This is a genomic window from Sandarakinorhabdus sp. FBCC-B8862, from assembly GCF_059745315.1.
Genome location: NZ_CM185574.1, coordinates 1,421,025 through 1,446,708 on the forward strand (window position 1 = coordinate 1,421,025; position 25,684 = coordinate 1,446,708).

22 protein-coding genes, 1 tRNA gene and 1 pseudogene are annotated in these 25,684 nt (G+C 66.6%); 14 read left to right on the plus strand and 10 right to left on the minus strand.

Going from position 1 to position 25,684, the window contains the following annotated elements; genetic code table 11:
- Positions 1-4: 4 nt before the first annotated feature.
- Positions 5-595, minus strand: a complete 591-nt coding sequence (locus AC6BOR_RS07030; RefSeq protein WP_498060459.1) for a thymidine kinase — start codon at positions 593-595, stop codon at positions 5-7.
- Positions 596-635: 40 nt separating this feature from the next.
- Positions 636-1,181 carry a DUF2239 family protein gene (locus AC6BOR_RS07035; protein WP_498060461.1) on the minus strand — a complete coding sequence of 182 codons (546 nt, stop codon included), beginning with the start codon at positions 1,179-1,181 and terminating at the stop codon, positions 636-638.
- Positions 1,182-1,249: 68 nt separating this feature from the next.
- On the opposite strand from AC6BOR_RS07035, the gene AC6BOR_RS07040 reads away from it, so the two are divergent.
- Complete coding sequence (locus AC6BOR_RS07040) at positions 1,250-1,582, plus strand: GIY-YIG nuclease family protein (RefSeq protein WP_498060462.1); 333 nt, start codon at positions 1,250-1,252, stop codon at positions 1,580-1,582.
- An 8-nt stretch (positions 1,583-1,590) separates the two neighbouring features.
- On the opposite strand, the gene AC6BOR_RS07045 is transcribed toward AC6BOR_RS07040, so the two are convergent.
- A complete protein-coding gene (locus AC6BOR_RS07045; protein WP_498060464.1) occupies positions 1,591-2,415 on the minus strand; it encodes a TIGR00266 family protein in 825 nt (274 codons plus the stop codon).
- A gap of 128 nt (positions 2,416-2,543) precedes the next feature.
- Here AC6BOR_RS07045 and AC6BOR_RS07050 point away from each other — a divergent pair, with 128 nt between their 5' ends.
- The 3 genes from AC6BOR_RS07050 (at position 2,544) to ung (ending at position 5,899) form a co-directional block, all read left to right on the plus strand.
- On the plus strand, positions 2,544-4,601 hold the full coding sequence (locus tag AC6BOR_RS07050) for a TonB-dependent receptor (RefSeq protein WP_498060623.1): 2,058 nt from the start codon (positions 2,544-2,546) through the stop codon (positions 4,599-4,601).
- 74 nt (positions 4,602-4,675) lie between these two features.
- Entirely contained in the window at positions 4,676-5,212 is a 537-nt protein-coding gene (locus AC6BOR_RS07055; protein ID WP_498060465.1) for a cytochrome b, read from the plus strand.
- 3 nt (positions 5,213-5,215) lie between these two features.
- Entirely contained in the window at positions 5,216-5,899 is a 684-nt protein-coding gene (gene ung, locus AC6BOR_RS07060; RefSeq protein WP_498060467.1) for a uracil-DNA glycosylase, read from the plus strand.
- Between the two features lies 1 nt (position 5,900).
- Here ung and AC6BOR_RS07065 read toward each other — a convergent pair whose 3' ends face one another.
- The gene (locus AC6BOR_RS07065) at positions 5,901-6,074 is read right to left on the minus strand and encodes a hypothetical protein (RefSeq protein ID WP_498060468.1); all 174 of its coding nucleotides are present in this window, start codon (positions 6,072-6,074) and stop codon (positions 5,901-5,903) included.
- Positions 6,075-6,346: 272 nt separating this feature from the next.
- Between AC6BOR_RS07065 and AC6BOR_RS07070 the strand changes: the two genes are divergently transcribed.
- Both AC6BOR_RS07070 and AC6BOR_RS07075 read left to right on the plus strand, forming a co-directional pair.
- The gene (locus tag AC6BOR_RS07070) at positions 6,347-8,014 is read left to right on the plus strand and encodes a sensor histidine kinase (protein WP_498060469.1); all 1,668 of its coding nucleotides are present in this window, start codon (positions 6,347-6,349) and stop codon (positions 8,012-8,014) included.
- Complete coding sequence (locus AC6BOR_RS07075; protein WP_498060470.1) at positions 8,011-8,643, plus strand: response regulator; 633 nt, start codon at positions 8,011-8,013, stop codon at positions 8,641-8,643. Before AC6BOR_RS07070 ends, AC6BOR_RS07075 begins: the two co-directional genes overlap by 4 nt.
- 19 nt (positions 8,644-8,662) lie before the next feature.
- Here the strand turns inward: AC6BOR_RS07075 and AC6BOR_RS07080 are convergent.
- A pseudogene (locus tag AC6BOR_RS07080) lies at positions 8,663-8,755 on the minus strand (PEPxxWA-CTERM sorting domain-containing protein); the annotation flags it as partial.
- A gap of 591 nt (positions 8,756-9,346) precedes the next feature.
- Between AC6BOR_RS07080 and AC6BOR_RS07085 the strand changes: the two are divergent.
- Positions 9,347-10,201: an alpha/beta hydrolase family protein gene (locus AC6BOR_RS07085; RefSeq protein ID WP_498060471.1), complete on the plus strand. Its 855-nt coding sequence runs from the start codon at positions 9,347-9,349 to the stop codon at positions 10,199-10,201.
- A gap of 197 nt (positions 10,202-10,398) precedes the next feature.
- On the opposite strand, the gene AC6BOR_RS07090 is transcribed toward AC6BOR_RS07085, so the two are convergent.
- Positions 10,399-10,590: a hypothetical protein gene (locus AC6BOR_RS07090; protein WP_498060472.1), complete on the minus strand. Its 192-nt coding sequence runs from the start codon at positions 10,588-10,590 to the stop codon at positions 10,399-10,401.
- Positions 10,591-10,810: 220 nt separating this feature from the next.
- Here AC6BOR_RS07090 and AC6BOR_RS07095 point away from each other — a divergent pair, with 220 nt between their 5' ends.
- From AC6BOR_RS07095 to AC6BOR_RS07110, 4 genes are all read left to right on the plus strand, one after another.
- Positions 10,811-11,422, plus strand: a complete 612-nt coding sequence (locus AC6BOR_RS07095) for a GbsR/MarR family transcriptional regulator (protein WP_498060473.1) — start codon at positions 10,811-10,813, stop codon at positions 11,420-11,422.
- 85 nt (positions 11,423-11,507) lie between these two features.
- A complete protein-coding gene (locus tag AC6BOR_RS07100) occupies positions 11,508-12,182 on the plus strand; it encodes a DUF4166 domain-containing protein (protein WP_498060474.1) in 675 nt (224 codons plus the stop codon).
- Positions 12,175-13,665, plus strand: coding sequence for a TIGR01777 family oxidoreductase (locus AC6BOR_RS07105; RefSeq protein ID WP_498060476.1), 1,491 nt, complete (start codon positions 12,175-12,177; stop codon positions 13,663-13,665). The genes AC6BOR_RS07100 and AC6BOR_RS07105 overlap by 8 nt, the downstream gene beginning before the upstream one ends.
- A gap of 47 nt (positions 13,666-13,712) precedes the next feature.
- Positions 13,713-15,008: an oligosaccharide flippase family protein gene (locus tag AC6BOR_RS07110; protein ID WP_498060477.1), complete on the plus strand. Its 1,296-nt coding sequence runs from the start codon at positions 13,713-13,715 to the stop codon at positions 15,006-15,008.
- Here the strand turns inward: AC6BOR_RS07110 and AC6BOR_RS07115 are convergent.
- Genes AC6BOR_RS07115 through cysD form a run of 3 tightly spaced genes read right to left on the minus strand, consistent with a single transcriptional unit; the run spans position 14,993 to position 18,806 of the window.
- Positions 14,993-15,922 (minus strand): sulfotransferase, encoded by a 930-nt coding sequence (locus tag AC6BOR_RS07115; RefSeq protein ID WP_498060478.1) that lies wholly within the window; start codon positions 15,920-15,922, stop codon positions 14,993-14,995. The two genes, AC6BOR_RS07110 and AC6BOR_RS07115, sit on opposite strands and share 16 nt — an antisense overlap.
- A gap of 17 nt (positions 15,923-15,939) precedes the next feature.
- Positions 15,940-17,811 (minus strand): sulfate adenylyltransferase subunit CysN, encoded by a 1,872-nt coding sequence (cysN, locus tag AC6BOR_RS07120; RefSeq protein WP_498060479.1) that lies wholly within the window; start codon positions 17,809-17,811, stop codon positions 15,940-15,942.
- Positions 17,811-18,806: a sulfate adenylyltransferase subunit CysD gene (gene cysD, locus AC6BOR_RS07125; RefSeq protein WP_498060480.1), complete on the minus strand. Its 996-nt coding sequence runs from the start codon at positions 18,804-18,806 to the stop codon at positions 17,811-17,813. The genes cysN and cysD overlap by 1 nt, the downstream gene beginning before the upstream one ends.
- 420 nt (positions 18,807-19,226) lie before the next feature.
- Here cysD and AC6BOR_RS07130 point away from each other — a divergent pair, with 420 nt between their 5' ends.
- A complete protein-coding gene (locus AC6BOR_RS07130; RefSeq protein WP_498060481.1) occupies positions 19,227-19,994 on the plus strand; it encodes a sulfite exporter TauE/SafE family protein in 768 nt (255 codons plus the stop codon).
- 21 nt (positions 19,995-20,015) lie between these two features.
- Here AC6BOR_RS07130 and AC6BOR_RS07135 read toward each other — a convergent pair.
- Positions 20,016-20,091, minus strand: a tRNA-Thr gene (locus AC6BOR_RS07135).
- 99 nt (positions 20,092-20,190) lie between these two features.
- Here AC6BOR_RS07135 and AC6BOR_RS07140 point away from each other — a divergent pair.
- Entirely contained in the window at positions 20,191-20,832 is a 642-nt protein-coding gene (locus tag AC6BOR_RS07140; protein ID WP_498060482.1) for a hypothetical protein, read from the plus strand.
- A 123-nt stretch (positions 20,833-20,955) separates the two neighbouring features.
- A complete protein-coding gene (locus AC6BOR_RS07145; RefSeq protein ID WP_498060483.1) occupies positions 20,956-25,683 on the plus strand; it encodes an NAD-glutamate dehydrogenase in 4,728 nt (1,575 codons plus the stop codon).
- The last annotated feature ends 1 nt before the right edge of the window (position 25,684 follow it).

Here is a 25,684-nt window from a genome sequence, read left to right on the forward strand (position 1 = left end):
CCCTTCACGGCTGATACTGCCCACCCAGCGCGGCGGTGAAATGCCGGCGGCACAGGGCGACGTAACGATCATTGCCACCAATTTCGGTCTGCTGGCCAGAGGTGACGGCGCGGCCCTGGCCGTCAATGCGCAAATTCATGGTCGCCTTGCGGCCACAACTGCACACCGCCTTCATCTCGCTGAGCACATCGGCAATGGCGAGCAGGCTGGCGCTGCCTTCAAACAAATGGCCCAGGAAATCGGTGCGCAGGCCGTAACACAGCACCGGAATCCCCAATTCGTCCGCCACCCGCGCCAGCTGCCATACCTGGTCGCGCGTCAGGAACTGCGCCTCGTCGACCAGCACGCAATGCACCGTCTCGCCGGCATGGGCCGCAGCGATGGCGGCAAACAGGTCCAGCCCCGGCTCGAACAGCTGCGCCGGCGCGCTCAAACCGATGCGCGAGGCAATGGTGCCCACCCCGGCCCGGTCATCCAGCGCGGCGGTGAACAGCAGCGTGTTCATGCCCCGCTCGCGATAGTTGAAGCTGGATTGCAGCAGCACCGTCGATTTGCCGGCGTTCATGGAGGCGTAATAGAAATAGAGCTTGGCCATCGCCCCTTCCATGCGCTGCCGTGACCGGGGGCGTCAACGCTCAGGCGCAATCCGCATCCGGCTCGGCCAGGCGCCGGGCATGGGCGACAATGTCGGGCGGCCAGCCGGCCATCGGCGCCGCCATGCCGGCCGCATCGCCGGCAAACAGCGCGCGGATCGCCGCCTCATAACCCGGCCGGTCCCCCGCGACCGCCGTCAGAAAGCGATAGCAACGCTCTTGCGCGGCGCGGCGGGCGGCCTGGCCCATGTCCTGGCGGCGCGCCTCGTCCACCAGACGGCGCAGCGCCGCCGACGCGCCGCCCCGTTGCCGCGCCAGCCAGTCCCACTGGCGGGGCAACAGCGTCACCTCCCGCGCGGTCACGCCCAGTTTCGGCCGGCCGCGTCCACGCGGAGGCTGCGCATCGGCAGGCGGCGGTTGGCGCGGGTCAACATCCAGCTGCTCACCACTGGCATCGTCAAACAACAGCGGCGCCGCCTGATCCGCCGGCCATGCCGTCAGCACCGGCAAAAGCTCCGCCAGCGGCCCGCGTGCCACACAGCGGCCATCGGCAAAGGCAGAGCAGCGGGTTGACAGGGTGAGCGCCATGCCGCTATTTTTATCCGGGTAAATTAATCGGGTCAAGGCCCAGCCAAAGAGCAACGTGGAGCAGCGCAATGACCCAGGACCGCAAGGCCGCCATCGCGGCCTACAAGGACCGCAAGGCCACGCCCGGCATCTACCTGATCCGCTGCACCGCCAGTGGCGAGGCCTGGGTGGGCAGCGCGCCCGATCTCGCCACCATCCAGAATCGCCACTGGTTCTCGCTGCGCCAGGGCGGCCACACCCAGCCCAGCCTGCAACAGGCCTGGGCCCGGCATGGCGAAGCCGCCTTCGGGTTCGAGATTGTCGAACGCCAGGCCGATGATGACAGCGCGCCGGTCAGCGACAGCGCCCGGCGCGAGCGGCTGCGCGCCCACGCCAGCCGGCTGGGCGCACGCCTGATCTGATCAACGCATCAATTGTTGCCGTCGATCAGATCGCCCAGCTGGCCCAGAATGCTGCCCTCGCCGCGGTTCTGGCCGCGGCCCATGGCGGCCTGCATCATGCGGCCGGCCAGCCGGCTGAACGGCAGCGACTGGATCCACACCTTGCCCGGCCCGGTCAGCCGCGCGAAAAACGCGCCTTCGCCGCCGAACAACATGGATTTCACCCCGCCGGCGCCGACCAGATCGAAATCGACACTGGGGGTATAGGCCGCCAGGCAACCGGTATCGACATGCAGCTGCTCGCCCGGCGCCAGCGTGCGTTCCACCACGGTGCCGCCCATCTGCACGAACACCCAGCCATCGCCATCCAGCCGCTGCATGATGAAGCCCTCGCCGCCGAACAGCCCGGTCATGATGCGGCGCTGAAATTCGATGCCAATGCTCACTCCGCGCGCCGCCGCCAGGAAACTGTCCTTCTGGCAGATCAGCGTGCCGCCCACGCTGTCCAGCTTGATCGGCAGGATCGCGCCCGGTGTCGGGCTGGCAAAGGCCACGCGCGCCTTGCCGCCGCCATTGTGGGTGAACACGGTGGTGAACAGGCTTTCCCCCGTCACCAACCGCTTGCCGGCGCCCAGCAGCTTGCCCATGAAGCCGCCGCCCTGATCGGCCGAACCATCGCCGAACACCGTGGTCATCCCCACGGCGGCATCCTTCCACACCATGGCGCCAGCCTCGGCCACGGCGCTTTCGCCGGGATCCAGCTCGATCTCCACGAACTGCAATTCCTGGCCCTTGATCTCGAAATCAATATCGTCGGCGCTGCCGGTGCGGCTGTGATGCCAGGGATTGGCCATGTCATTCCTCCTGTTGTGCCCTGCGTGGCAATGTAGGGCTGGTGTGTTGCGCCGCCAAGACGCCAGCTGCGACAAATTTCGACCGCCGCTTGCGCCAGCCCAGCGGTTGCGCAACACACGCGGCCATGATGCGTCCCACAGCCCTCGCCGCGATCCTGCTTGCCACGGCCGCCCCCGCCATCGCGGCCGAAACCGAAGACGCGATGATCATCGTCACCGGCAAGGGGCTGAAGGATCTGCCCGGCGATGCGGCGCTCAGCCTGGTGGTGATCGGGCGCGACCGCATCCTCTCCACCGGCTCCAACCGGCTGGAATCCGTGCTGGCCGATATCGCAGGCCAGCAGCAGTTCCGCCGGTCCGACAGCCGGTCCGCCAACGCCACCAGCCAGGGCATCACCCTGCGCGGCCTCGGTGGCAACGCCTCGTCGCGGGCGCTGCTGATGCTCGATGGCGTGCCCCAGGCCGATCCGTTCGGCGGCTGGGTGGCCTTCCCGGCCTATGCCACCGGCCGGCTGGACCGCATCCGCGTCACCCGTGGTGGCGGCTCCGGCTATTGGGGCCCCGGCGCGCTCGCCGGCACCATCGAACTGGAAAGCGCCGGCCCGGCCACCCTCACGCCCTTCGTCGGCAACATCGCCTATGGCAGCCGGGAAAGTCTCGATGCCCAAGCCTCGCTGGCCCTGAAGCGCGATGGCGGCTTTGCGGTCCTCTCTGGCGCTTATGGCCGCGGCGATGGTTTCATCCCCATCGTGGCGCGCAGCCGCGGGCCCGCCGATCGCGCCGCACCCTATGAACAGGCCAGCGCCAACATCCGCGCCGTGGTGAAGATCGCGCCCGACACCGAAGCGCAGGTGACAGCCACCGCCTTCACCGACAGCCGTGAACGCGGCACCGCCTTTTCGCGCAACACATCGGAAGGCGTGGATGCCGCCCTGCGCCTCGTCGGCCGGGGCAAATGGGGCTGGCAGGCGCTGGCCTATGTGCAAAATCGCAACTTCACCTCCGATTTTGCCAGCATAAACGCCACCCGCACCGCCGCCACTCAAACGCTGGCCCAGTTCAACACCCCGGCCACCGGCTGGGGCGGCCGGCTGGAGCTGGCCCCGCCGGTGGGTGATGGCATCACGCTGCGGCTGGGCGCCGACACGCGCCAGTTGAAGGGCGCCACCAACGAGTTGTTCACCTATGTGGGCACCGCCCCCACCCGCCAGCGCGAAGCCGGCGGCGAGACCGGCAACAGCGGCCTGTTCGCCGATGCCAGCATCGAAGCGGGGCTGGTCACCGCCAGCCTGTCGGCCCGTATCGACTGGTGGCAGATCCGCGATGGCCGCCTTCTGGAAACCACCATTGCCACCGGTGCCCCCTTCACCACCCTGCACTTTGCCGACCGGTCGGGCCGCGAATTCACCGGCCGCGCCGGCGTTGCGATCAAGGCAGCCGATTGGATCACCCTGCGCAGCGCCGCCTATCGTGGCTGGCGCCTGCCCACCCTCAACGAGCTGTATCGCCCGTTCCGCGTCGGCCCCGACGCCACCGCCGCCAACGCCCTGCTGAAGCCCGAACGCGTCACCGGCGTTGATGCCGGCCTCACCCTCAAGCCGGCGGCCGGCATCGAGATTGGCATCACCGGCTTCTGGAACCGCATGGACGACACCATCGCCAACGTCACCCTGGGCAGCGGGCCGGGCAATTTCCCCGGCGTCGGCTTTGTCGCGGCCGGGGGCTTCTATCGCCAGCGCCAGAATCTCGACGCGCTGGAGGTGTGGGGTTGGGAAATCGACGGCCGCGCCAGGCTTGGCCAGTTCGGCCTCTCCGCCAGCTGGAGCCATGTCGATCCCAGCATCCGCAGCAGCGGCGCGGCCGCGGCGCTGAACGGGCTCGCGCCAGCACAAACCCCGCATGACCAGTTTTCCGGCACCATCGATTATGCCGGCAAATTCTTCAGCGCCTCGGCCACATTGCGCCACATCGCCAGCCAGTTCGAGGATGACCAGAACAGTCGCAGCCTGAATGCCGCCACGATGGTTGATGCGCTGCTGCTGGTGCCGGTCATCAAGGGCCTCAGCATCGAAGGCCGGGTCGAAAATCTGTTCGATGCCGAAGTGCAGGCGGCGCTGTCGGGCACCGGTGTCGTCGAACGTGCGCTGCCGCGCACCATCTGGGTCGGCGCGCGCGTCAGCTTCTGATGAGGGACGAACCCCTTATCGACACGCCGGCGGTTACCGCCTAACGTCCCGCCCGGGTCGAGAGGGGAGACACTGTGAGCCGCTACAGCAAGGGCGCCATCATTCTGCACTGGTTGATGGCCGTGATGATCATCGGCAATCTGGCTGGCGGCTTCCTGCATGATTTCGTCCCCAAGGAGGGCGGCCAGCGTGCGCTCGTGATGGGCATGCACAAGGGTTTTGGCCTGATCGTCATCGCCCTCACCCTCGTCCGCATCGGCTGGCGCGTGGCCAATCCGCCGCCGGCCTTCCCGCATTATTTCACCGGCGGCGAACGGCTGCTCGCCAAGGCGGCACACAGCGCCTTCTATCTGCTCATGCTCGCCATCCCCTTCACCGGCTGGGCCATGGCCGATCGCAACGATCGCCCGCTCACCGTGTTCGGCAGCATCGATGTGCCCAAGCTTGGCCTCAGCCAGCCCATCGGCGATGCCGCCCACGAACTGCACGAAACCCTGGGCTGGGTGATGCTGGCGCTGCTTGCCCTGCACATCATCGGCCTGTTGAAGCATCTGGTGCTGGATCGCGACAATCTGCTGGTCCGCATGGGCCTGGGCAGCAGCCGCGCCTGAACCATGGCCGATATCAAGCTGCACGACAGCTGGCGCACCCCGCTGGCCGGTGAGTTCGCCGCACCCTATATGGCCGCCCTGAAAGCGTTCCTGCTCGCCGAAAAACAGGCGGGCAAACAGATTTTCCCCAAGGGCAGCTTATGGTTCCGCGCGCTGGATCTCACCCCGCTGGATGATGTGCGCGTCGTCATCCTCGGCCAGGATCCCTATCACGGCCCCGGCCAGGCCCATGGCCTTGCCTTCTCCGTCCTTCCCGGCGTGCGCGTGCCGCCCAGCCTCGTCAACATCTACAAGGAACTGCAGGCCGATCTCGGCATCGTGCCTGCTGCCCATGGCTTTCTGGAACATTGGGCCCGCCAGGGCGTGCTGCTGCTCAATTCCAGCCTGACCGTGGAACAAGGCCTCGCCGCCAGCCACCAGGGCCGCGGCTGGGAACGCTTCACCGATGCCGTCATCCGCCTGGTCGCCGCCCGCGCGCGGCCTTGCGCCTTCCTGCTGTGGGGCAGCCATGCCCAGAAAAAGGCCGGCTTCGTCGATGCCGGCCGCCACCTGGTGCTGAAGGCGCCGCACCCATCACCGCTTTCGGCCCACAATGGCTTCTTCGGCTGCCGCCACTTCAGCCGCACCAACCAATGGCTCCAGCAACAGGGCCTGCCCGCCATCGACTGGGCGCTGCCACCCGTCTGAGTCAGTTCGGATACAGCCGGGCGATCATCCGCTGGCCCTGCCACACCTCCACGCTGGCTGCACCCACCAGTTTGCGGGCCAAACTCATCGCGTCCTCGGCGTGCCGGCATTCGCGCTCAAAGCCGCGATCGATGCGGCCCAGCGCATCCAGTGTGAAGAATCGAAACCGCGGCATGATGGACCCTGTCTGCATGATCGACCCTGTTTCCGCCGTGTGGAGCCAGGCGGATAACGCATGCATGCAATATTTATACCATTTAAGTATTCTGTTAATGTACGAACGCTGGCCGGCCTGACGCGCTCATCAAATCCTGCAGAGCTGTAAGCCACACCGACGCCGTCTCCAACCCGATACAGACTTTGGTCTGTATGGACGCACAAACAATATGTTGCGCGCCCAGACCGCGCTGGCTGCCTTCGCACAACCCGGTTATCATCCCGCCTGCGATGCTGAAGCAGGATCTCATCTTCAACCGGGCCGATCGCATCAGCGCCCTTGCCCGCCTCGCATTGGCGGCCCCCACACTGGCGGCTGCCCTGTTCGATCCGCCCCAGCCGCAGGCACTGGCGCCTTATGCCATCGGTGTGCTGCAATTCTATGTCGTGCTGGCGGCGCTGGTGGCGGCCGTGGTCTGGCGCCGTCCGCTGTCCGCCCGCCCGATCGGCCAATATGTCCACATCGTCGATCTCGCGGTGTTTGCGCTGCTCGTCTATCTCACCCGCGGCATCACCAGCCCGTTCTTCCCGCTCTATCTGTTCACCATCCTGTCGGGCACGCTGCGCTGGGATTGGCGCGGCGCGGTCGGCACCAGCGTCTCCATCGTCGCGCTCTATCTGCCAGCCGCGCTGGTGATGAACGGCCAGTTTGATACCAATGCCGATCTGCTGCTGCGCTTTGTGGTGCGCATGGGCCAGATCGTCGTGCTGGGCGCCATGCTGGCCTATATCGGCCTGCAGCGCGAACGCTATTGGCGCGAACTGCTGCGCCTGTCGCAACCGGTCGAAGCGCATGGCAATTCGGTGCGCCTCGCCATCAACGATTGCCTCGTCCACGCCCGCAACTTCTTCGACGCGCCCAGCGCCATCTTCATCTGGCAATGGCGCGACGAACCCGGCTGGCAAATCGTCCGCGAAGGGGCCGGCCCGCCGCTGCCGCCCCTGCCTGGCCCCGGCTGGGCCGGCCCGGTGCTGGCCGGCCTTGAATCCTGCACCTTCGAATATCAGGCCAATGCCACCCATGCCCGCAGCTATGATGGCACCGGCACCCTCCGCAACTTTGACCGGCCCCTGCTCGATCCGGCCATGGCGGCCGCCTGGGGGGTGGAGGAGGCCATAATCACCGCGATCAACTGCGACACGCTCGATGGCTGGATGCTGATCTCCAAGGCGGTGACCGAGGATGATCTCTATCTCGCCCGGGCGGTTTCGGTGCAACTGGGCGCGGCGCTGGGCAATGCGGCGGCCGCTGAAACCCTGCGCGATGCCGCAGCCAGCGAGGAACGGGTGCGCGTCGCCCATGATCTGCACGATGGCATCCTGCAATTCCTCACCGGCCTCGCGCTGCAGTTGCGCCTGATGGAACGCGAAGTCGGCACCAGCCCTGATCAGGCCCGGTCGCGCATCCAGGCGCTGGGCCCGGCCCTGCGCCAGGAACAGCAGGATCTGCGCGCCATGCTGGAACGTATCCGCCCACGGCAGACGGCGCTGCCCGAACAGGGCCGCCCGATGGCAGACTGGATTCCCATGCTGGCCGATCAATGGGATATCAGCATCGATGCCGACATCACTGCCGAACCGCCCGGCGCCATTGCCGAAGAAATCCGCCTGATCACCCGCGAAGCCATCGCCAACGCCGTGCGCCACGGCGCCGCCCGCCGCATCAGCGTCCGCGCCGAGGCGACGCCAGACAGTTACCGGCTGGCGATCAGCGACAATGGCCGCGGCCTGGCCCAGACCGGCCAGTTCGACGCTGAATCGCTGCGCGAACGCGGCATCGGGCCGCGCTCCATCCTGCACCGGCTCGATCGCCTGGGGGGCCAGCTGCAGCTGAGCACCAGCCCGGCCGGCACCCTCCTTGATCTGCGCTTTGCCGCCCCTGCCGAGGCCCTGCCATGACCCGTCTGCTGATCGCCGATGATCATCCCATCGTGCTGGAAGGACTGGGCGCGCTGCTGCAGGCCGAAGGCTTCCAGATCGTTGCGCAATGCCGCAACGGCGATGCCGCCGTCGCTGCCATCGCCGAGCATGATCCTGATATCGCCGTGCTCGATATCCACATGCCGGGCATCACCGGGCTGGCCATCCTGCGCGATCAGCGCAGCCGCGGCGTGCAGCGCCCACGCATCATCATCCTCACCGCCAGCCTTGATCACCGCGAGATTGTCGAGGCGGTCGAACTCGAAGCCGATGGCCTGGTGCTCAAGGAACTGGTGGCCGACCGCATTGTCGAATGCGTCGAAAAGGTCGCCGACGGGGTGCAATGGATCGACAATGACGTGCTGAAACGCGTGATTGGCGATCTCGCCCAGCGCGAGGCCCGGGCCGCCGCCACGCGCCCGCTGTCAGCCCGCGAAATGGAGGTGGCGCGGCTGGCCGCCCGCGGCCTGCGCAACCGCGACATCGGCGAAGCGCTGGGGCTGACCGAAAGCACGGTCAAGATGCACATGGGCAACGCCTTCGACAAGCTGGGAGTCACAAGCCGCGCCGAACTCGCCGCCCTCGCCCGCGAACTGGGGCTGGCCTGAACCTGCCCCAACCGCCCCATCAGGCCAGTCGGCGCTGCCGCCGTGCGGCCAGGCCCACCATGCCAAATCCGGCGATCATCAGCGCCCATCCGTCCGGTTCCGGCACGCCGGCGATGGCAAAGGTGCCGGCCTTCAGCCCGCTGGTGGGATTGAAGAGGTCACCCTTCTTGCCCGTGAACACCGGCGCCGCCGCCGCGCCACCAAACAGCACCGGGCCATTCAACATATAGTTCAGGCCCGACGGTCCGTTCACGGCGATGCCCCCGCTGTTCAGGAAGGTCAGCTTGCCAAACAGCGCCGGCGTGCCATTCACATCGCCGCCGACATTCAGATACTGCGGGCCCAGCCCGGTCACCGCGTCGGGCGTGTGTGCCAGCTCCGGCACGATCACCCGGCTCTTGCTGGCCCAGTCATAATGGCGATAGCGAAAATGCGTCGCTGCCGCTGGTGCCGCAGCGATGGCCAGCACCGCCGCAACAGCCAAGGCCCGGCGGCCAACGCGCTGGTTGATTGAAGTCATGGTCGATTCCCCCCAATTTCGACCCGGAAAACTTGCCGGGCGAAGGTTGACGTTGTGCAGCTCTGCTAGCCAAATTCAAGTGCTTGCCGGCGGTCCTTCAGGATTTCGCAGCTTTTTCACACCGCTTGCCATCCCGCCGGCACCACGCCACACTGGGGCCAACAACCGGGGGGAATGGTTCCGATGCGCATGCTTGTTCTGGCCCTGCTGCTCGCCGCGGCGGGCCCTGTCACCGCCAACCCGCTGTTCACCGATCCACCCGCCACCGCCGCGCCGCGTGCCCGCATGGAGGTGCTGCATGTCGCCAGCGGCGGGGTGGAGATCAACGGCGTCGCCTATCTCGCCGCCGGACCGGGGCCGCATCCCACCATCGTCCTCTGCCACGGCTGGCCGGGCAACGAGAAGAATCTGGATCTTGCCCAGGCGCTGCGCCGGGCGGGCTGGAATGCCATCAGCTTCAACTATCGCGGCGCCTGGGGCAGCCCCGGCAATTTCCGCTTTGGCCAGAACCCCGATGATGCCCGCGCCGTGCTCGCCCATCTGCGCCGGCCCGAAACCGCTGCCAAACTCGGCATCGACACCAGCCGCATCGTGCTGGCCGGGCACAGCATGGGCGGCTGGGTCACCGCCATGGTGGCGGCCGACGAACCGGGCCTTGCCGGCGCCATCCTGATTTCGGCGGCCAACATGGGGATGGTCGGCAAGCTGCCGCGCGACCGGGTGGTGGCGCAATCGGCCGGAAATGCCGAGGCGCTGGCCGGCACCTCGCCCGAAATCATGGCCGATGAACTGATCGCCCGTTCGGCCGATTTTGATCTGGTGCCGCGCGCCAAGGGCCTCGCCCGCCAGCCGCTGCTGGTGCTCACCTCCGATGATGGCCTCAAACCCCTCACCGATCCGGTGGTCGCCGCGGCGCGCGCCGCCGGCGGCCAGGTGACAGAGGCGCACCAGGCCACCGATCACAGCTGGTCCGATGCCCGGCTGGCGCTGACCGACCGGATTTACACCTGGCTGCAGGCATTGCCGGCGCGCCGCTGAGGGCGGTTTAGAGCGGTTTCCGACCAATCTGAACCACCGTCATCGCCCTTGCGGGCGACCCCTGGCGGGGCGGGCCGCTTTTGGCCCGGTGCAGTGTCGCTGCGTCGGTTGCGATGCGCTGCATCGCGCTCTCCTTGCTCCTCGCACCGAACCAAAATCGGCGCCGTGCCGGCGATCCAGATTGGTCGGAAACCGCTCTAGCGAAACTCGGTGCGTGTCCGCTCGCGGCGGCGCAGCCAGCGGCCCAGCACGACAAAGCCAACCAGCAGCAGCAGGGCCACCAGCGGCACGACAAAGGCCACCATCTGTTGCGTCTTGGCCGTGGCCACGGCGGCGGGATCAGCGGCCGCCGTCGCTTGCTCTGCTGTCGTCTCTGCCCTGGTCTGCAAGTTTCGCCCCTCTCCGGAACCGCTTCGGCACCAAGCAAGGCCCGGGCCAAGCCGGCATCAACCAGCATCGCGCCGAGCAAACCGGCCGGAAGCGCCAGCCGGCCCTCCCCGGCTGTAAACCCTGCCGGCACAGCCGGTGGCCACACCCCATACTTTCGTCTGTATCCGGCCGTGCCGCCGCCGGCTTGACATGGGTCAAGCTTTGGCAGATATTTCTGTCATGACAGAAATAACCAAATCGACTGACGCCGAGTCGACCGGCCTGCCACCCGCCGTCGAAGCCTTTGTGCTGCGCTGGGGTGATCTTGGCGGGCAATGGGGCGTCAACCGTTCGGTGGCGCAGATCCAGGCGCTGCTGCTGCTGTCGGACCGGCCACTGACGGCCGAGGATATCGCCGACACGCTTGGCCTCGCCCGCTCCAATGTCTCCAACAGCCTCAAGGAGCTGCTGAGCTGGAAACTCGTCATGCGGGTGCCGGTGCTGGGCGACCGGCGCGATCATTTCGTCGCCGAAACCGATCTGTGGCAGATGGCCAGCAAGGTCGCCCAGGGCCGCAAGGAACGCGAGATTGATCCGATGGTCGCCGCCATCCGTGCCGCCATGGCCGGCGCTGATGACCCGGCAATCAGCCCGGCGGTGCGCCAGCGCCTGCACGCCATGCATGATTTCATCACCACGGTGGACGGCTGGTATCAGCAGATGATCACCGTGCCGCCGCAGCAGATCATGCGGCTGATCCGGCTGGGCGCCAAGGTGGTCGGCCTGCTGCGCTATCTTCCGGGCGGCGGCGGCAACAGCAAGACCGGGGACAAGCCGGCGGATGATGGCTGACCGGCGCCGCGGCGGCAGCCCCCCCTTTTTTTGGCCTTTAATTTCTCTTTCTACAGAAACGACAATATTAACGGGAGGATCAGTGATGAATGCGATGGCGTTCCGTTGCCACCCGGCCGCCGCCCTGCCGGCGGCCCCGCTGGCCGATGCCCGGTTCCGCCGGCTGCTCGGGCCCGATGGCTGGGCCGCACTGCCCGCCGCCGTACGCCGCCGTTTTGGCAAGCGCGTCGGCCCCGGCCAGTCGGCCAGCTATGCCGGCGATGTCGTGCTCTGCCGCATCAGCGCGCTGGGCTGGCTGCTGGCCCAGGCCTGCCGCCTGATCGGCGCGCCGCTGCCGCTCGATCGCGGCGGCGGCACCGCCGCGGTGGTTTCGGTCACCGAAGACGGCGGCAGCGGCGGCCAGGTGTGGACAAGGGTCTATGCCCGTCGCAGCGGCTTCCCCCAGGTCATCCACAGCGCCAAGCGCTTTGCCGGGCCAACCGGGCTGGAGGAATATCTGGGCGGCGGCTTGGGCATCGCGCTCAGCCTGTCGCCCATCGCCGGCGGCCTGCGCTTTGCCAGCGACCATTATTTCCTGATGCTGGCCGGTCGCCGCTGGCGTCTGCCCGCCCTCTTCGCCCCCGGCCGCCTCACCATCGATCATGTCGATTGCGGCGATGGCAGCTTCCTCTTCACCCTGGCCCTGGTGCACCCGCTGCTTGGCGAACTGCTGCACCAGATCGGCCGCTATCACGACATGACGGAGACTGATCATGACTGACGCGCTGTGGACCCTGCTCTTCGCCCAGATGGCCATGGGCGCGTTCGATACCATCTGGCACCATGAAATCACCCAGCGCCTCGCCTGGCGGCCGGGCCAGCGTGCGGAGCTGCGGCTGCACGGGGTGCGCAACCTGGCCTATGCGGCGCTGTTCCTGGCGCTGGGCTTCACCCGGCCACAGGGCCTGTGGGCCGCCGCGCTGCTGGCGCTGCTGGCGGGGGAGATGCTGATCACCCTGATCGACTTCGTCGAGGAAGACCGCAGCCGCCGCCTGCCGGCCAGCGAACGCATCACCCACACGCTGCTCACCTTGAACTATGGCGCACTGCTGGCGCTGCTGCTGCCCTGGCTGTGGCAGGGGCTGGCGCTGCCCACCGCGCTGGCGCCGGCCCGGCACGGCATCGCCGGCTGGCTGTGCGCCATTGCGGCAGCCGGCGTGGTGATCTCGGGCCTGCGCGATCTGGGGGCGGCGCGCCGCAGCCAGCGGCTGGTGCTGGCCCCAGCCGCCGGCCTCGCCGCCGCGCTGCCCGGCCGCCAGCATGTGCTGGTCACCGGCGGCACCGGCTTCATCGGGCGGCGGCTGGTGGCGGCGCTGGCGGCCGCCGGCCATGATGTCACCGTGCTCAGCCGCGCGGGCACCGCGCCGCGCTGTGCAGGCACCGGGCGCTTGATTGCGGTCACCAACCTGACACAAGTGGCCAGGGATTGCCGGATAAATGCCATCGTCAACCTCGCCGGGGAGCCGATTTCGGACCGGCCGTGGACCCGGGCAAAGCGCATCCGCATCATCCGCTCGCGCCTTGCCGTCACCCGCGCCGTCACCGCCCTCATCGCCCGGCTGGACCACAAGCCCGCCGTGCTGGTCTCGGGCTCGGCCATCGGCATTTACGGCCTGCAAAGCGATGATTTTCTTGATGAAACTGCAACAGGCCGGCCCTGCTTCTCGGCCCGCGTCTGCCGCAATTGGGAAGCCGCGGCCGCCCGCACCGGCATCCGCACCGTCACCTTGCGCATCGGCCTCGTCCTCGCCGCCAGCGGCGGCCTCCTCGGCCGCCTGCTCACCCTGTTCGAATATGGCCTCGGCGGCCGCCTCGGCCACGGCCGCCAGTGGATGAGCTGGATCCACCGCGACGACCTTGTTCGCATGATCATCCATGTCATTCAAAATGATCAGATTTCTGGCCCAGTGAATGCGGCTGCACCCCACCCCGTCACCAATGCGGAGTTCACCCGCACGCTGGGCCAACTGCTCGGCCGCCCCACCTGGCTCCACCTCCCTGCCGCCCCGCTCACTGCCCTGCTCGGCGATTTCGCCCTGGAACTGCTCCTCGGCGGCCAGCGTGTGCATCCGGGCATGGCACTGGCCCATGGCTTCCGTTTCCGCCATCCCAGCCTGGCCGGCGCCCTCGCCGATATTACCGGCCAGCCCGACCCGCAGCGCACCGCCATCACCGCGGCGGCGCAAAGTCTTGCAACAATTTGAGAATCGGCAGGTGGACAGCTGGAGGCCACCTGCCTATCAACGGCCAAATGCGGCTGCGCAATCAGGTCATCTGGTCTTTTGGCCTCAAGGGGCTGGGCGCCGCCCTCGCGCTGGCGGTCAGTTGGGTAATCGCGCGCCTCTATGGTCCGGTCGGGTCCGGCCTCTACGCCATCGGCCAGACCACCGTGCAAGTCGTTGGGTTCGTGGCGCTTCTAGGCCTCGACTCCATCATGCTGCGCACAATGGCCGGCGAAATCCGGGTGGACCGGCGTGATCTGGCCCGCGGCGCCGTCCGCGTGGCAGCCAAGGTGGCGGTGCCGTCCGCCCTGCTCGCGACGGGTCTGTTGCTGCTGCTCAACCCGCTGATCGCCGCCCCCCTCTCGACGCCCGGCGCTGCCCGCGTGCTGGCCATCGTCGCACCTGCCGTGATCGGCATCGTGCTGATGCGCCTCACGAGCTTTGCGCTGCGCGGTGCCGGCGTTCCGTTGCTGTCGCAATCGATGGAAGGGCCGCTCACCTCCGGCCTCGCCATCCTTATGCTGGCGGCGATTGCGACGGCCCCGGTGCGACCACCAATCTGGTCCGTTTCAATTGTTTACACCGTCGCCATGCTGTGCACGGCCCTGTTCGGCTGCATCATGTTGTGGCGTCGGCTGCGGGATTGGCCAGCGCCCGAAGCCCCCCCCTTGAAGCCGATGCTGGTTGCGGGGGTTCCCGTGATGATCTCCGTGGTGTCCGGCTTTGCCATCGATTGGCTGTCCACCATGCTGACCAGCTATTTTGCCTCACCCGCGGCGGCTGGCACGCTCCGCGTTGCTGCCCAAACCTTGCTGATCACATCGCTTGTCCTGTCGTCTTTCGATGCGATTATCGGGCCGCAGATCGCTGCCAGCTGGAAAGTCGGCGAAAAACAGCGCATTGCCAGCCTCTTGCGCAAGACGATCCTGGGCAGCCTGGCGGCGACAGCGCCGATATTTGCCGTTGTGCTGATCTGGCCGGAGTTTGTGATGGGCCTGTTCGGCCCGGAGTTTGTCGCTGGTGCCACAGCGCTGCAGATCGTTGCGGTGGGCAATATCTTCGCATTGTCAGGTGGGCCGGTGGGGTCGCTGTTGATCATGTCCGGCCACGAACGCTGGTCGGTGGGCTTTGCGCTCGCCAGCATCCTTGTGCTGGTGTCACTGTCCAGCTGGCTGGTGCCAATCCTTGGCGTCACGGGCGCCGCCATCGCATTGACGGGATCGATGATTTTCCGTCGCCTGCTGGCCGGGCTGGTCGTGCGCTATGTCGTCGGCATCAAGATCTTTGATTTCACCCGGCAGCCACCGCCTCAGGCCACGCCCTGATACCGGTCGAGCGGCAGACCGGTTCCGACGATCGCCGCCAGCGCACGGTTGCTCTCCACAAACGCCCCATCATAGCGCTGGCGCACATAGTCCGTCACCGGCCGGGCGTTGCCAAAGCCCTTGCGCACCGGTTCCAGCCGCAACAGCTTGCCCACGCCGCGATACAGCGTGTCGCCCAGCCGGCCGAGGTCGGGCATCGCCGTCGGCCCGCTTGGCCCGGTGCGGAAATGGTTGATCTGGCGCAGCAGGCCGGCGCCATATTCGGGATAGCTCACGCCGGTGCGCTCGGTATCCAGCGCGGCGGCGTTCACCGGGCCGTCCTGCCCGGCAAAATCGGCAATCCGCTGGGCAAAGCCGATCTGGTCCTTGATCAACAGCTCCTGGTTGCACACCAGCACGTTCTCGGCTCCGAACAGCCCGGCATAGAGGCCCACAAACCGGTCATAGCGAAAATGCGCGTGGCAAAAGGTCGGGTAGCCCATCACCGGTGCCTCGGCGAAGAATTCCCGCGCCGAAAGCGCCCCGCCACGCTGCAGATATTGCATATAGGTCGATGCGATCGCCGCCACCTGTTCGCGAATGGTCACCAGGATGCGCGCGCCCGGCGCCGCCGCATGCAGCCGATGCGCCACCTCCGTCGCTTCGCGGGCGCCGTAAAAGGGATTGCCGCACAGAAACTCGGCCGACATCACCGGTACCAGCCCGGCCGGCGTTGCCGCCACCGCCTGCGCCACCGCCGCCGCCGCCGCCGCGGCATCATGGGCAAAGCCATGCGGCCGCACGAAATGATCGGCAATCACCTCATGATCAAGGATCTGGTGATAGCCCAGCGGCGGCGTGAACAGCCGGCGCTGCATCCACGTCGTCGCGGTCTTGTGATAGCCAACATGGATCAGCAGCGGCGGCGTGGTCATCGTCCCGTTCCTGCCGGTCAGGCCGTGCGGCCCAGCCGCGGACTGATCCGTGCCAGGATGGCATCGGCAGCCTCCTCGGCCGACAGCGCGGCGGTGTCGACCACGATCTCGGCCGCATCGGGCGCCTCATAGGGCGAATCGATGCCGGTGAAGTTCTTGATCTTGCCGGCGCGCGCCTTGGCATAAAGCCCCTTCACGTCGCGCGCTTCGGCCACATCGAGCGGCGTGTCGACATGCACCTCGACAAATTCGCCATCGGGCAGCAGCTCGCGCACCATCGCCCGGTCGGCCCGGAACGGCGAGATGAACGAACAGATCACGATCAGGCCGGCATCCACCATCAGCTTGGCCACTTCGCCCACCCGGCGGATATTCTCCACCCGGTCGGCCTCGCTGAAGCTCAGATCCTTGTTCAGCCCCATGCGCACATTGTCGCCATCCAGGATGAAGCTGTGCGCGCCCAGCATCGTCAGCTTGCGCTGCAGGATGTTGGCGATGGTCGATTTGCCCGAGCCCGACAGGCCGGTCAGCCAGATCACGCACGGCTCCTGCCCCTTGATCGCCGCCAGCTGCTGGCGGGTCACATCGGCCGGCTGGGCATGGATGTTGGTGCCGCGCCTGAGGCCATATTCCACCATGCCGGCGCCCACCGTCTGGTTGGAAAACCGGTCGATGATGATGAAGCTGCCCAGCGCCTGGTTGTCGGCATAAGGTTCGAACACCGTCGGGCGCGCCAGATGGATGTTGCAGAAGCCGATCTCGTTCATCTGCAGATTCTTGGCCTGGGCATGCTCGCCGGTGTTCACGTCCACCCGGTGGCCGATGCCGGTGATCGTCGCCAGCTCGGTCGCCGTGCCCAGCTTGATCAGATAGGGGCGCCCCACCATCAGGGCATCCTTCGCCATCCAGAACAGATGCGCGGCAAACTGATTCGACACTTCGGGCCGGTCATTGGCCGGGGCCAGCACATCGCCGCGCGAAATGTCGATCTCGTCGGCAATGGTCAGGGTGATGGCATCGCCGGCGCTGGCGCGGTCGAGCGGGCCGGTGGGGCCGATCAGGCCGGTCACCCGGCTGGTCAGGCCCGAACGCGGCACCGCGATGAGATCGCCCACCGCCACGCTGCCCGAAACGATGGTGCCGCTATAGCCGCGGAAATCCAGGTTGGGCCGGTTGATCCACTGCACCGGCATGCGGAAGGCCTGGCTGCCGCCCCCGGCCGGCGGCTGCACCACCTCCAGATGGTCGATCAGCGTCGGCCCCTTGTACCAGGCCGACCGTTCGGACCGGGTGGTGACATTGTCGCCAAAGCGGGCTGACATCGGAATGGCCACGAACTGTTCAAAGGCGTGGCGGGCCGTCTTGGCGCGATAATCGGCCACGATCTCGTCAAACCGGGCCCGGTCGAAATCCACCAGATCCATCTTGTTCACCGCCAGAACCACCGATTTGATGCCCAGCAGATGGGCGATCAGGCTGTGGCGCAGCGTCTGGGTCAACACGCCCTTGCGCGCATCAATCAGGATGATCGCCAGGTCGCAGTTCGATGCGCCAGTGGCCATATTGCGCGAATATTGCTCGTGCCCCGGCGTGTCGGCCACGATGAAGCTGCGGCGCGGCGTGGTGAAGAAGCGATAGGCGACATCGATGGTGATGCCCTGCTCGCGCTCGGCCTCCAAACCATCAACCAGCAGCGCGAAATCAATATCCTCGCCCGTGGTGCCATGCTTGCGGCTGTCGCTTTCCAGCGCATAGAGATGATCATCCATGATCAGCTTGCTGTCATACAGCAGCCGGCCGATCAGGGTGGACTTGCCGTCGTCCACCGAACCGCAGGTGAGAAAGCGCAGCTGGCTGGCGCGTTCCATCGTCGTGACCGCGCTGCTCATCAGAAATAACCCTCGCGCTTCTTCTTTTCCATCGACGCGGCTTCGTCCTTGTCGACCATGCGGCCCTGCCGCTCCGACACGCGCGAGGTCATCATTTCCTCGATGATCGCTTCCAGCGTGGCGGCCGGCGAATCCATGCAGCCCGACAGCGGCCAGTCGCCCAGCGTGCGGAACCGCACCAGCCGGTCGGCAGCGGCCTCGCCGTCGCGATAGACCATGCGGTCATCGTCCACCACCAGCAGCAGCCCGTCGCGGTCCACCACGGGGCGCGGCTTGGCGAAATAGAGCGGCACCACCGGAATGTTGCACAGGCGGATATATTCCCAGATGTCGAGCTCGGTCCAGTTGGACAGCGGGAACACCCGCATGCTCTCGCCCTTGGCCAGCCGGCCGTTGAACAGCGACCACAGCTCAGGGCGTTGGCTGCGCGGGTCCCACACCTGGCCGGGGCCGCGCACCGAAAAGATGCGCTCCTTGGCGCGGCTCTTCTCCTCGTCGCGGCGGCCTCCGCCCAGCGCCGCGTCAAAGCCATGCTTGTCCATGCCGGCCTTCAGCGTGTCGATCAGCATCAACCGCGCCCATTCGCGCGAATCGGTGTTGAACGGGGTCAGGCCGCGCGCCGTCGCCTCGTCATTCGATTCGACAAACAGGGTCAGGCCCAGCGCCGTGCACAGCTCGTCGCGGTGCACGATCATGTCGTTGAAATCCCAGCCGGTGGCGATGTGCATCAGCTTGAACGGCGGCTTTGACGGCCAGAAGGCCATCATCGCCAGATGCAGCATCACCGATGAATCCTTGCCGATCGAATAGAGCAGCGCCGGATTGCTGAATTCGGATGCCACCTCGCGCATGATGTGGATCGATTCGGCCTGCAGTTCCTGCAGATGCTTGGGAAGGCTTACCTCGCCCAAGGGGAAGCCTGCCTCGATGCGGCGGGCATATTCCCAGATGTCCGGCCGCTGCACGGCCGCCGGGCTGGCCGGGTTGGTCACCATTGTAAACCTCTATCAGCAAGGCGAACCGGAAACTTACGCCACCGGTCCACAGGCACGCATGCCCCATGCCACCAAAAACGCCGCAAGGGCAAAGGCTTTGAGAATGAAAATTGCGCGAGGCGATGCAATATGCGTCGTTCAACCAATCGCAAAGCTGCCATTGCTCCGTCCGTCGCACCCCATGCTCGCCTGGCCCGATGGCACAGGCACGACAGTGACCAGTTGCTTAAAAGCCGCGAAGATACAGGTGCATGCCGCCTCAGGCTTTGCTAGGGTCGCCGCGCAAACAGGTTCAGTCGGGCAGAAGGGGATGCCGATCGTGAGGGGACGACAGGCAAGATCAGCAGCGGTCCATGCCGTCCTATACTCGGTGCGCCCGCTGCCCGCTGTCGCCCGAATGTCCGGCCGGGATGCCACCTGATGCCGCAATGGCTTCTCGACATCATCCACAATCCGGACATCCTGTCGGCCTTCGTCGTCGGCTTCTTTGCCCAGATGCTCGATGGTTCGCTTGGGATGGGTTTTGGCGTGCTCTCCTACACGCTGCTCAATGGCATCGGGCTTGATCCAAAGAGTGTCAGCGCCACAGTCAATGCCTCCAAGATCTTCACGGGCGCAGCGGCTTCCGTGGCCCACGCGCGGGAAGGCAATGTCAACAAATCCATGTTGCTCAGGCTGGGCGCTGGCGGCGTGGTGGGTGCCCTGATCGGCAGCCTGATCCTGGTGTCCATTCACAGCGACCAGCTGAAGATCTGGGTCAATATCTATTTGTTGGCCATTGGCGCCCTGATCCTCTACCGCGCCCGCCGCCCGCGGACCGAAATGGCCAAGCGGCAGCACCGCACGATCATCGCCCTGTTTGGCGGCATTCTCGAGGCGCTGGCTGGCATCTGGGGGCCGTTCGTCACCTCCAGCCTGGTCGAACGCGGCGGCACACCGCGCTATGTCGTCGGCACCAGCACCATCGCTGAAACCATTGTCGCCGTCACCGTCACCACGGTTCTTGTCGGCAATCTCGGTTTTGCGGCGGTATCGCAACTGGCCTTGGGCCTGATCGGTGGCGCCCTGCTCGCGGCGCCGATCGCCGCCAAACTGACCAAGAAACTGCCCACCAGCATCGCCGTCATCTGTATTGGGCTATTGGTCATTGTCACCAGCCTGACAAGGCTGGCACAGCAATTGTTGTGATGCCATCGATTGCCTGAAGGCTGGTGCCGCAGAAGGGACTCGAACCCCCGACCCCATCATTACGAATGACGTGCTCTACCACCTGAGCTACTGCGGCGCCCGGCAAGGTGGCGGCGATTAACAGGGGGCGCGGCGGCTGGCAAGAGGGTTGCGGGGACAGCCTCAATGGCTTGGGGCCGCCGCCGTTACTGCCGGCATGAGCCAGCCGACCCTCCACCAATCCCTGCTGTTGCCCAATGACGAGATGAAAGGGTTGCAGCCGGCCGCAAGGGCCTGGTCACCCGGCCAGATGCCGCGCAGCGTGGTTGTGGAACGGCGGTTGACCAGTCGGGCGCTGGCGGCCTGGCAGGCTGCCGCCGCGGGCGAAACTCTGGCCGCGCTTGCACCCTTTTTCGATCACAGCCTGTTGGTGCGGGATCCGGCCGGGCGCGCGGTGATCGATTGTGTCGGCGGTCCGGTGGCGGCCCGCTTTGGTCTCGTTGCCGGGCTGCAACTGCTACGGGATCCGGGCCTGGGCGAAGAGTTGGTGGCAGCGTGCGAGTTGGTTGCGTTGCAACCCATGCCGATCCCATTTGAAGCCAGTGTCAATGACCCCATGGGTGCCCAAATCCTGGTGCGGGGGCTGGCACTGCCGGTGCCACAGGGGGGCGATCCTGCCGCTCTGGTGCAAGTGGTGCTGAGCTGGCGGGAAGTCCTGTCGAAAAGTGCCGCGCGTCGGCTGCGGGCCGAATTGGCGGAAGCATTTGCCGGGTTGGAGACGCGCACCAGACCCGCCGAACCATTCCCTCGCCGCATGCCGCGAGAGAATGTTAGCAAAATCACAAAAAACGGCTCGTGATTTCTACGTAACGGCTTTTCTTTCCTGGCAGCGGGGCGCATATGCTGGCGGTGAACTGACGCGGGAGCGATTGACGTGTCTGCCAGCAATGCAAACGAGGGGCCGGCCAAAGCAGCCCCCACCTTGGGTGTTGAGGAAATGGAAAAGATGGTCGTAGCGCTGGAACAGGCCTTGTTCCAGCATGGCTTGCCGGGCGAAGTGGACGATCTGGACCAGGCCCATCGGGCCGCCATTGCGGCCTTTGTCGGCACTGCGGCCGCACAGCGCATGCCCGGCGAGCCATTGGTGCAGATCGAAACCCTTGCGGACGACGGCCCGGTCGGCCAACGCCGGTTGCGCCTGGCCATCATCGGCGATGACAGGCCGTTTCTGGTTGATTCCACCGCTGCGGCCGTCACCGCGGCCGGCATCGACATTCACCGCCTAATCCACCCGATCATCGATGTGGAGCGTGATGCATCTGGTGCTTTGAAGGCCGTGGTGGGCGATGGCCATGGCCGCCCGGCGCCGCTCGGCGCGGTGCGCGAATCGATGATCTACATGGAGATCGAGCGCGTCGGTGCAAAGGCCCGCACCGCGCTGATCGAAAGCCTGCATGCCGTGCTGGCCGATGTGCAGGCCGCCGTTGGGGATTGGCAGGCGATGCTGGCCCTGCTGCGCGACAGCATCCGGGCGTTGAGCGACCATCCGCCGCCGCTGGCGCCGCACCGCACGGCCGAAGCCATGGCCTTTCTGGAATGGCTGGCGGCTGACAATTTCACCCTGCTCGGCGCCCGGCGCTATCATCTGGGCGCGGATGGGGCGGCCCAGGGCGATACCGGCCTGGGCCTGCTGCGTGACCCGGATTATCCGGTGTGGACCGGTGTGCGCGGGCGTGCCGACACGCCGCGCGCCCTTGGTGCCCTGATGGCCAGTCCGGAACCGCTGCTGATCACCCGTGCCGGTGCGGTGGTGACCGTGCATCGCCGGGTGAATGGCGATCTTGTCAGCGTGAAGGGTTTTGATCGCGAAGGGCGCGTTGTGTCTGAAACGCGCTTCCTCGGGCTCTACACGTCGGCGGCGTTGAACACGTCTCCCCGGCAGGTGCCGCTGCTGCGCCGCAAGGTGGGCGAGATCATCGACACGCTGGGCTTTGGCGAGAGCGGCCACAGCGGCAAGGCGCTGGTGCATGTGCTGGAAAGCTTCCCGCGCATGGAGCTGTTCGAAGCCAGCCCGGCCGAGCTGCGCGAGATGGCGCTGGGCCTGTTGTCGCTGCTCGACCGGCCGCGGCCCAAGCTGTTTGCCCGCCCCGATCCGTTTGGCCGCTTCATTTCCGTGCTGGTGTTCGTGCCGCGCGATACCTACACCAGCCGCCAGCGCGAGGCGGTGGGCCAGATGCTGGCCCAGGAACTGAAGGGCAGCATCGCCCGGTTCGAAGTGGAGTTGCGCGCCGAGGGCCTCGCCCGCGTGCATTATGTTGTCGATGTCGCCGATGCGGCCGGCTTTGGCCCGGAGCAGGCGCAAGCGCTCGACCGGCGGCTGCGCCAATTGGTGCGCGGATGGGACGAGGAGCTGGAAACCGTGCTGGCCGAACAGGCCGGCGCCACCCGCGCCGCCCGCCTGACCCTGAGCCATGGCCGGGCTTTTTCGGCCAGTTACCGGGCCCAACACCAGGCAGCGGAGGCTGCGGCTGACATCATCGCCCTGTCGCACCTGGCCGACGAGGCCGATCGCGGTGTGCGCCTGCTGCCCGGCGAGGCTGCGGTGCCGGGCCAGGTTCGGCTGAAAATCTATCGGCTTGGCCGTATCATCCCGCTGTCGGAAGCGGTGCCGGTGCTAGAGAATTTCGGCCTGAAGGTGGTGGAGGAATATCCGTTTGATCTGGCCGGCGGCAAGCTGGGCTGGATTCATGATTTCCTGGCCGAAGTGCCTGATCCGGCCATGCTGGCCGATTGGCCGGCGCTGGTGGCACGGGTGGAGCCAGCGTTGGCGTCGGTGTTGACGGGCGCGCAGGAGAATGATGGCTTCAACGCCCTGATCCTGGGCTGTGGCCTCGATGCCCGCCAGTCCGGCTGGCTGCGGGCCTGGTTCCGCTATCTGCGCCAGACCGGCGTCACCTATGGGGTGATGACGGTGGTGGACGCGTTGAAGCGCTATCCGGCAATCACGCGCGACCTTGTGGCCCTGTTCGAAGCGCGCTTCGGTCCGGCCGCCGCCGATCGGACAGCTGGCGAAGCCGCGGTTCTGGCCCGTATCGATGCCGCGCTGGCCGATGTTGCCAGCCTGGACGATGATCGCATCCTGCGCCTCTATCGCGCTGCCATCATGGCGACGCTGCGCACCAATGCCTTCGTGGCCGGAGAACCCGAAGCGCTGGCCTTCAAGATCGACAGCGCCGCCATGCCTGGCCTGCCGGCGCCCATCCCCTATCGCGAAATCTGGGTTTATTCCCCGCGGGTTGAGGGCATCCATCTGCGCGGCGGCCCGATCGCGCGCGGTGGTCTGCGCTGGTCTGACCGGCGCGACGATTTCCGCACCGAAGTGCTGAGCCTGGTCAAGGCGCAGAAGGTGAAGAACACGGTCATCGTGCCCACCGGCGCCAAGGGTGGATTCTATCCCAAGCAATTGCCGCCGGCCACCAACCGCGAGGCTTGGCTGGCCGAGGGCACCGAGGCCTATCGCGTGTTCATCCGCGCCCTACTGTCGGTGACCGACAATCTGGACAGCGATGGCGCCATCATCCCGCCGACGGGCGTGGTGTGCCATGATGCGCCCGATCCCTATCTGGTGGTTGCTGCCGACAAGGGCACGGCCACCTTCTCCGACACGGCCAATGCCATTGCCGAAGCCCATGGCTTCTGGCTGGGCGATGCGTTCGCCTCGGGCGGTGGCAATGGCTATGACCACAAGGCCATGGGCATCACCGCCAAGGGTGCCTGGATTTCGGTACAGCGGCATTTCCGCGAAATGGGCATCGATGTGCAGCGCGAGACGGTGCGCGCGGCTGGCGTCGGCGACATGTCGGGCGATGTGTTCGGCAACGGCCTGCTGCTGTCGCCGGCGGTGGCGCTGGTCGCGGCCTTTGACCATCGCCATATCTTCCTGGACCCAGACCCCGATGTGCCGGCCGCCTTTGCCGAGCGGCAGCGGATGTTTGCCCTGCCGCGATCGAGCTGGGACGATTACAACAAGGCGTTGATTTCCAAGGGCGGCGGGGTGTTTGCCCGCAGTTTGAAATCCATCCCGCTCAGCCCCGAGGTCAAGGCCATGCTGGGCGTCAGTGCCGACAGCCTGGCCCCGACCGAGCTGATCACCGCCATCCTGAAGATGAAGGTGGACCTGATGTGGTTCGGCGGCATTGGCACCTATGCCAAGGCCAGCAGCGAGAGCCATGCCGATGCCGGCGACCGCGCCAATGATGCGGTGCGGGTGAACGCGGCCGAACTGGGGGCCCGGGTGATCGGTGAAGGCGCCAACCTGGGCCTGACCCAGGCGGCGCGCATCGAATTTTCGCGGGCAGGCGGGCGCATCAACACGGATTTCATTGACAATTCGGCCGGCGTCGATTGTTCCGACCATGAGGTGAACATCAAGATTGCGCTGAATGGCGAGGTGGCGGCTGGACGGCTGACGCGTCCGGACCGCGATGCGCTGTTGAAGGTGATGACCGACGACGTCGCCGAATTGGTGTTGAAAGACAATCGCTTGCAGACCCAGGCCATCAGCCTGGCGGAAACCGGCGGGGCGGCGGCCGTGCCGGTGTTCCAGCGGTTGATCCAGGTGCTGGAAGGTCGCGCCGGCTTGGACCGGCGGGTGGAAGGCCTGCCGGGCGACGATGTTCTGGGCCAGCGCGCGCAGGGCAAGGAAGGGTTGACCCGGCCGGAACTGGCGGTGGTGATGGCCTATGCCAAGATGGCGGCCTATGACGCGCTGGTGACCAGCGAGGTGGTTGCCGATCCGCTGCTGGTGGCCGATCTGGTGGCCGCCTTCCCAGGCGCCATGCAAGTGACCCATCGCCAAGCCATTGAAAATCATCGGCTGCGGCGCGAACTGGTGGCAACCAAGCTGACCAACGAGCTGATCAACCGGGCCGGCATGGCAGCGCCGTTCGAACTGGCCGAAGAGCTGGGCGCCGGGCTCGCCGATGTGGCCGGCGCCTTCCTGGCGGCGCGCGAACTCTTTGGATTTGCACAGCTTTGGCAGGCCATCGATACCGCCGATGTGCCGGCACAGGCGGTGACCAGCCTGCACCTGGCCGCCGCGCGGGTGCTGCGCGCCCAGATGGCCGATCTGTTGCGGCTGGGTGGTGGGCGCAGCCCGAGCGCCCTGGTATCGGCCATCGCGCCAGGTCTCGCTGCTCTTGGCCAAAGCCTTGATCGGGTTGTGAAATCCGAAGTGCGCGGCCAGCTGGAGCGGATGACGGCGGCCCTGATCGCCGCAGGTGCGCCGGCCGATCTGGCGGCTGCCATCGTGCGGGTGGAAGCGCTGGACGGGGCGATTGGCGTTGCCCTGCTGGCGGCCGAACGCCAGCTTGATGTGGGGGCGACGGCCCAGGCCTATACCCAGCTGGGCGAGGTCGCGGGGCTGGATTGGGCGCGCGGTGCCGCCGCCGGGCTGACCTCTGCCGACCCGTGGGAGCGGTTGCTGACCGCCGCCCTGGTGCGCGATTTCGAGCAGATCCGGCTGGATCTCTTGCGCAGAATCGTGCCCGAAATGGGCGATCCGGTGACCGCATTGCAGGCCTGGGTGACCGCAAACCAGGCGCGGGTGGCGCGCATTGCCGGCAATTGTGCCCGCGCGCGGGACAGTGGCACGATCAGCGCCGCGATGCTGGCCCATATTGCCGGCCAGGCCCGCGCAGCGCTCTCCTGAT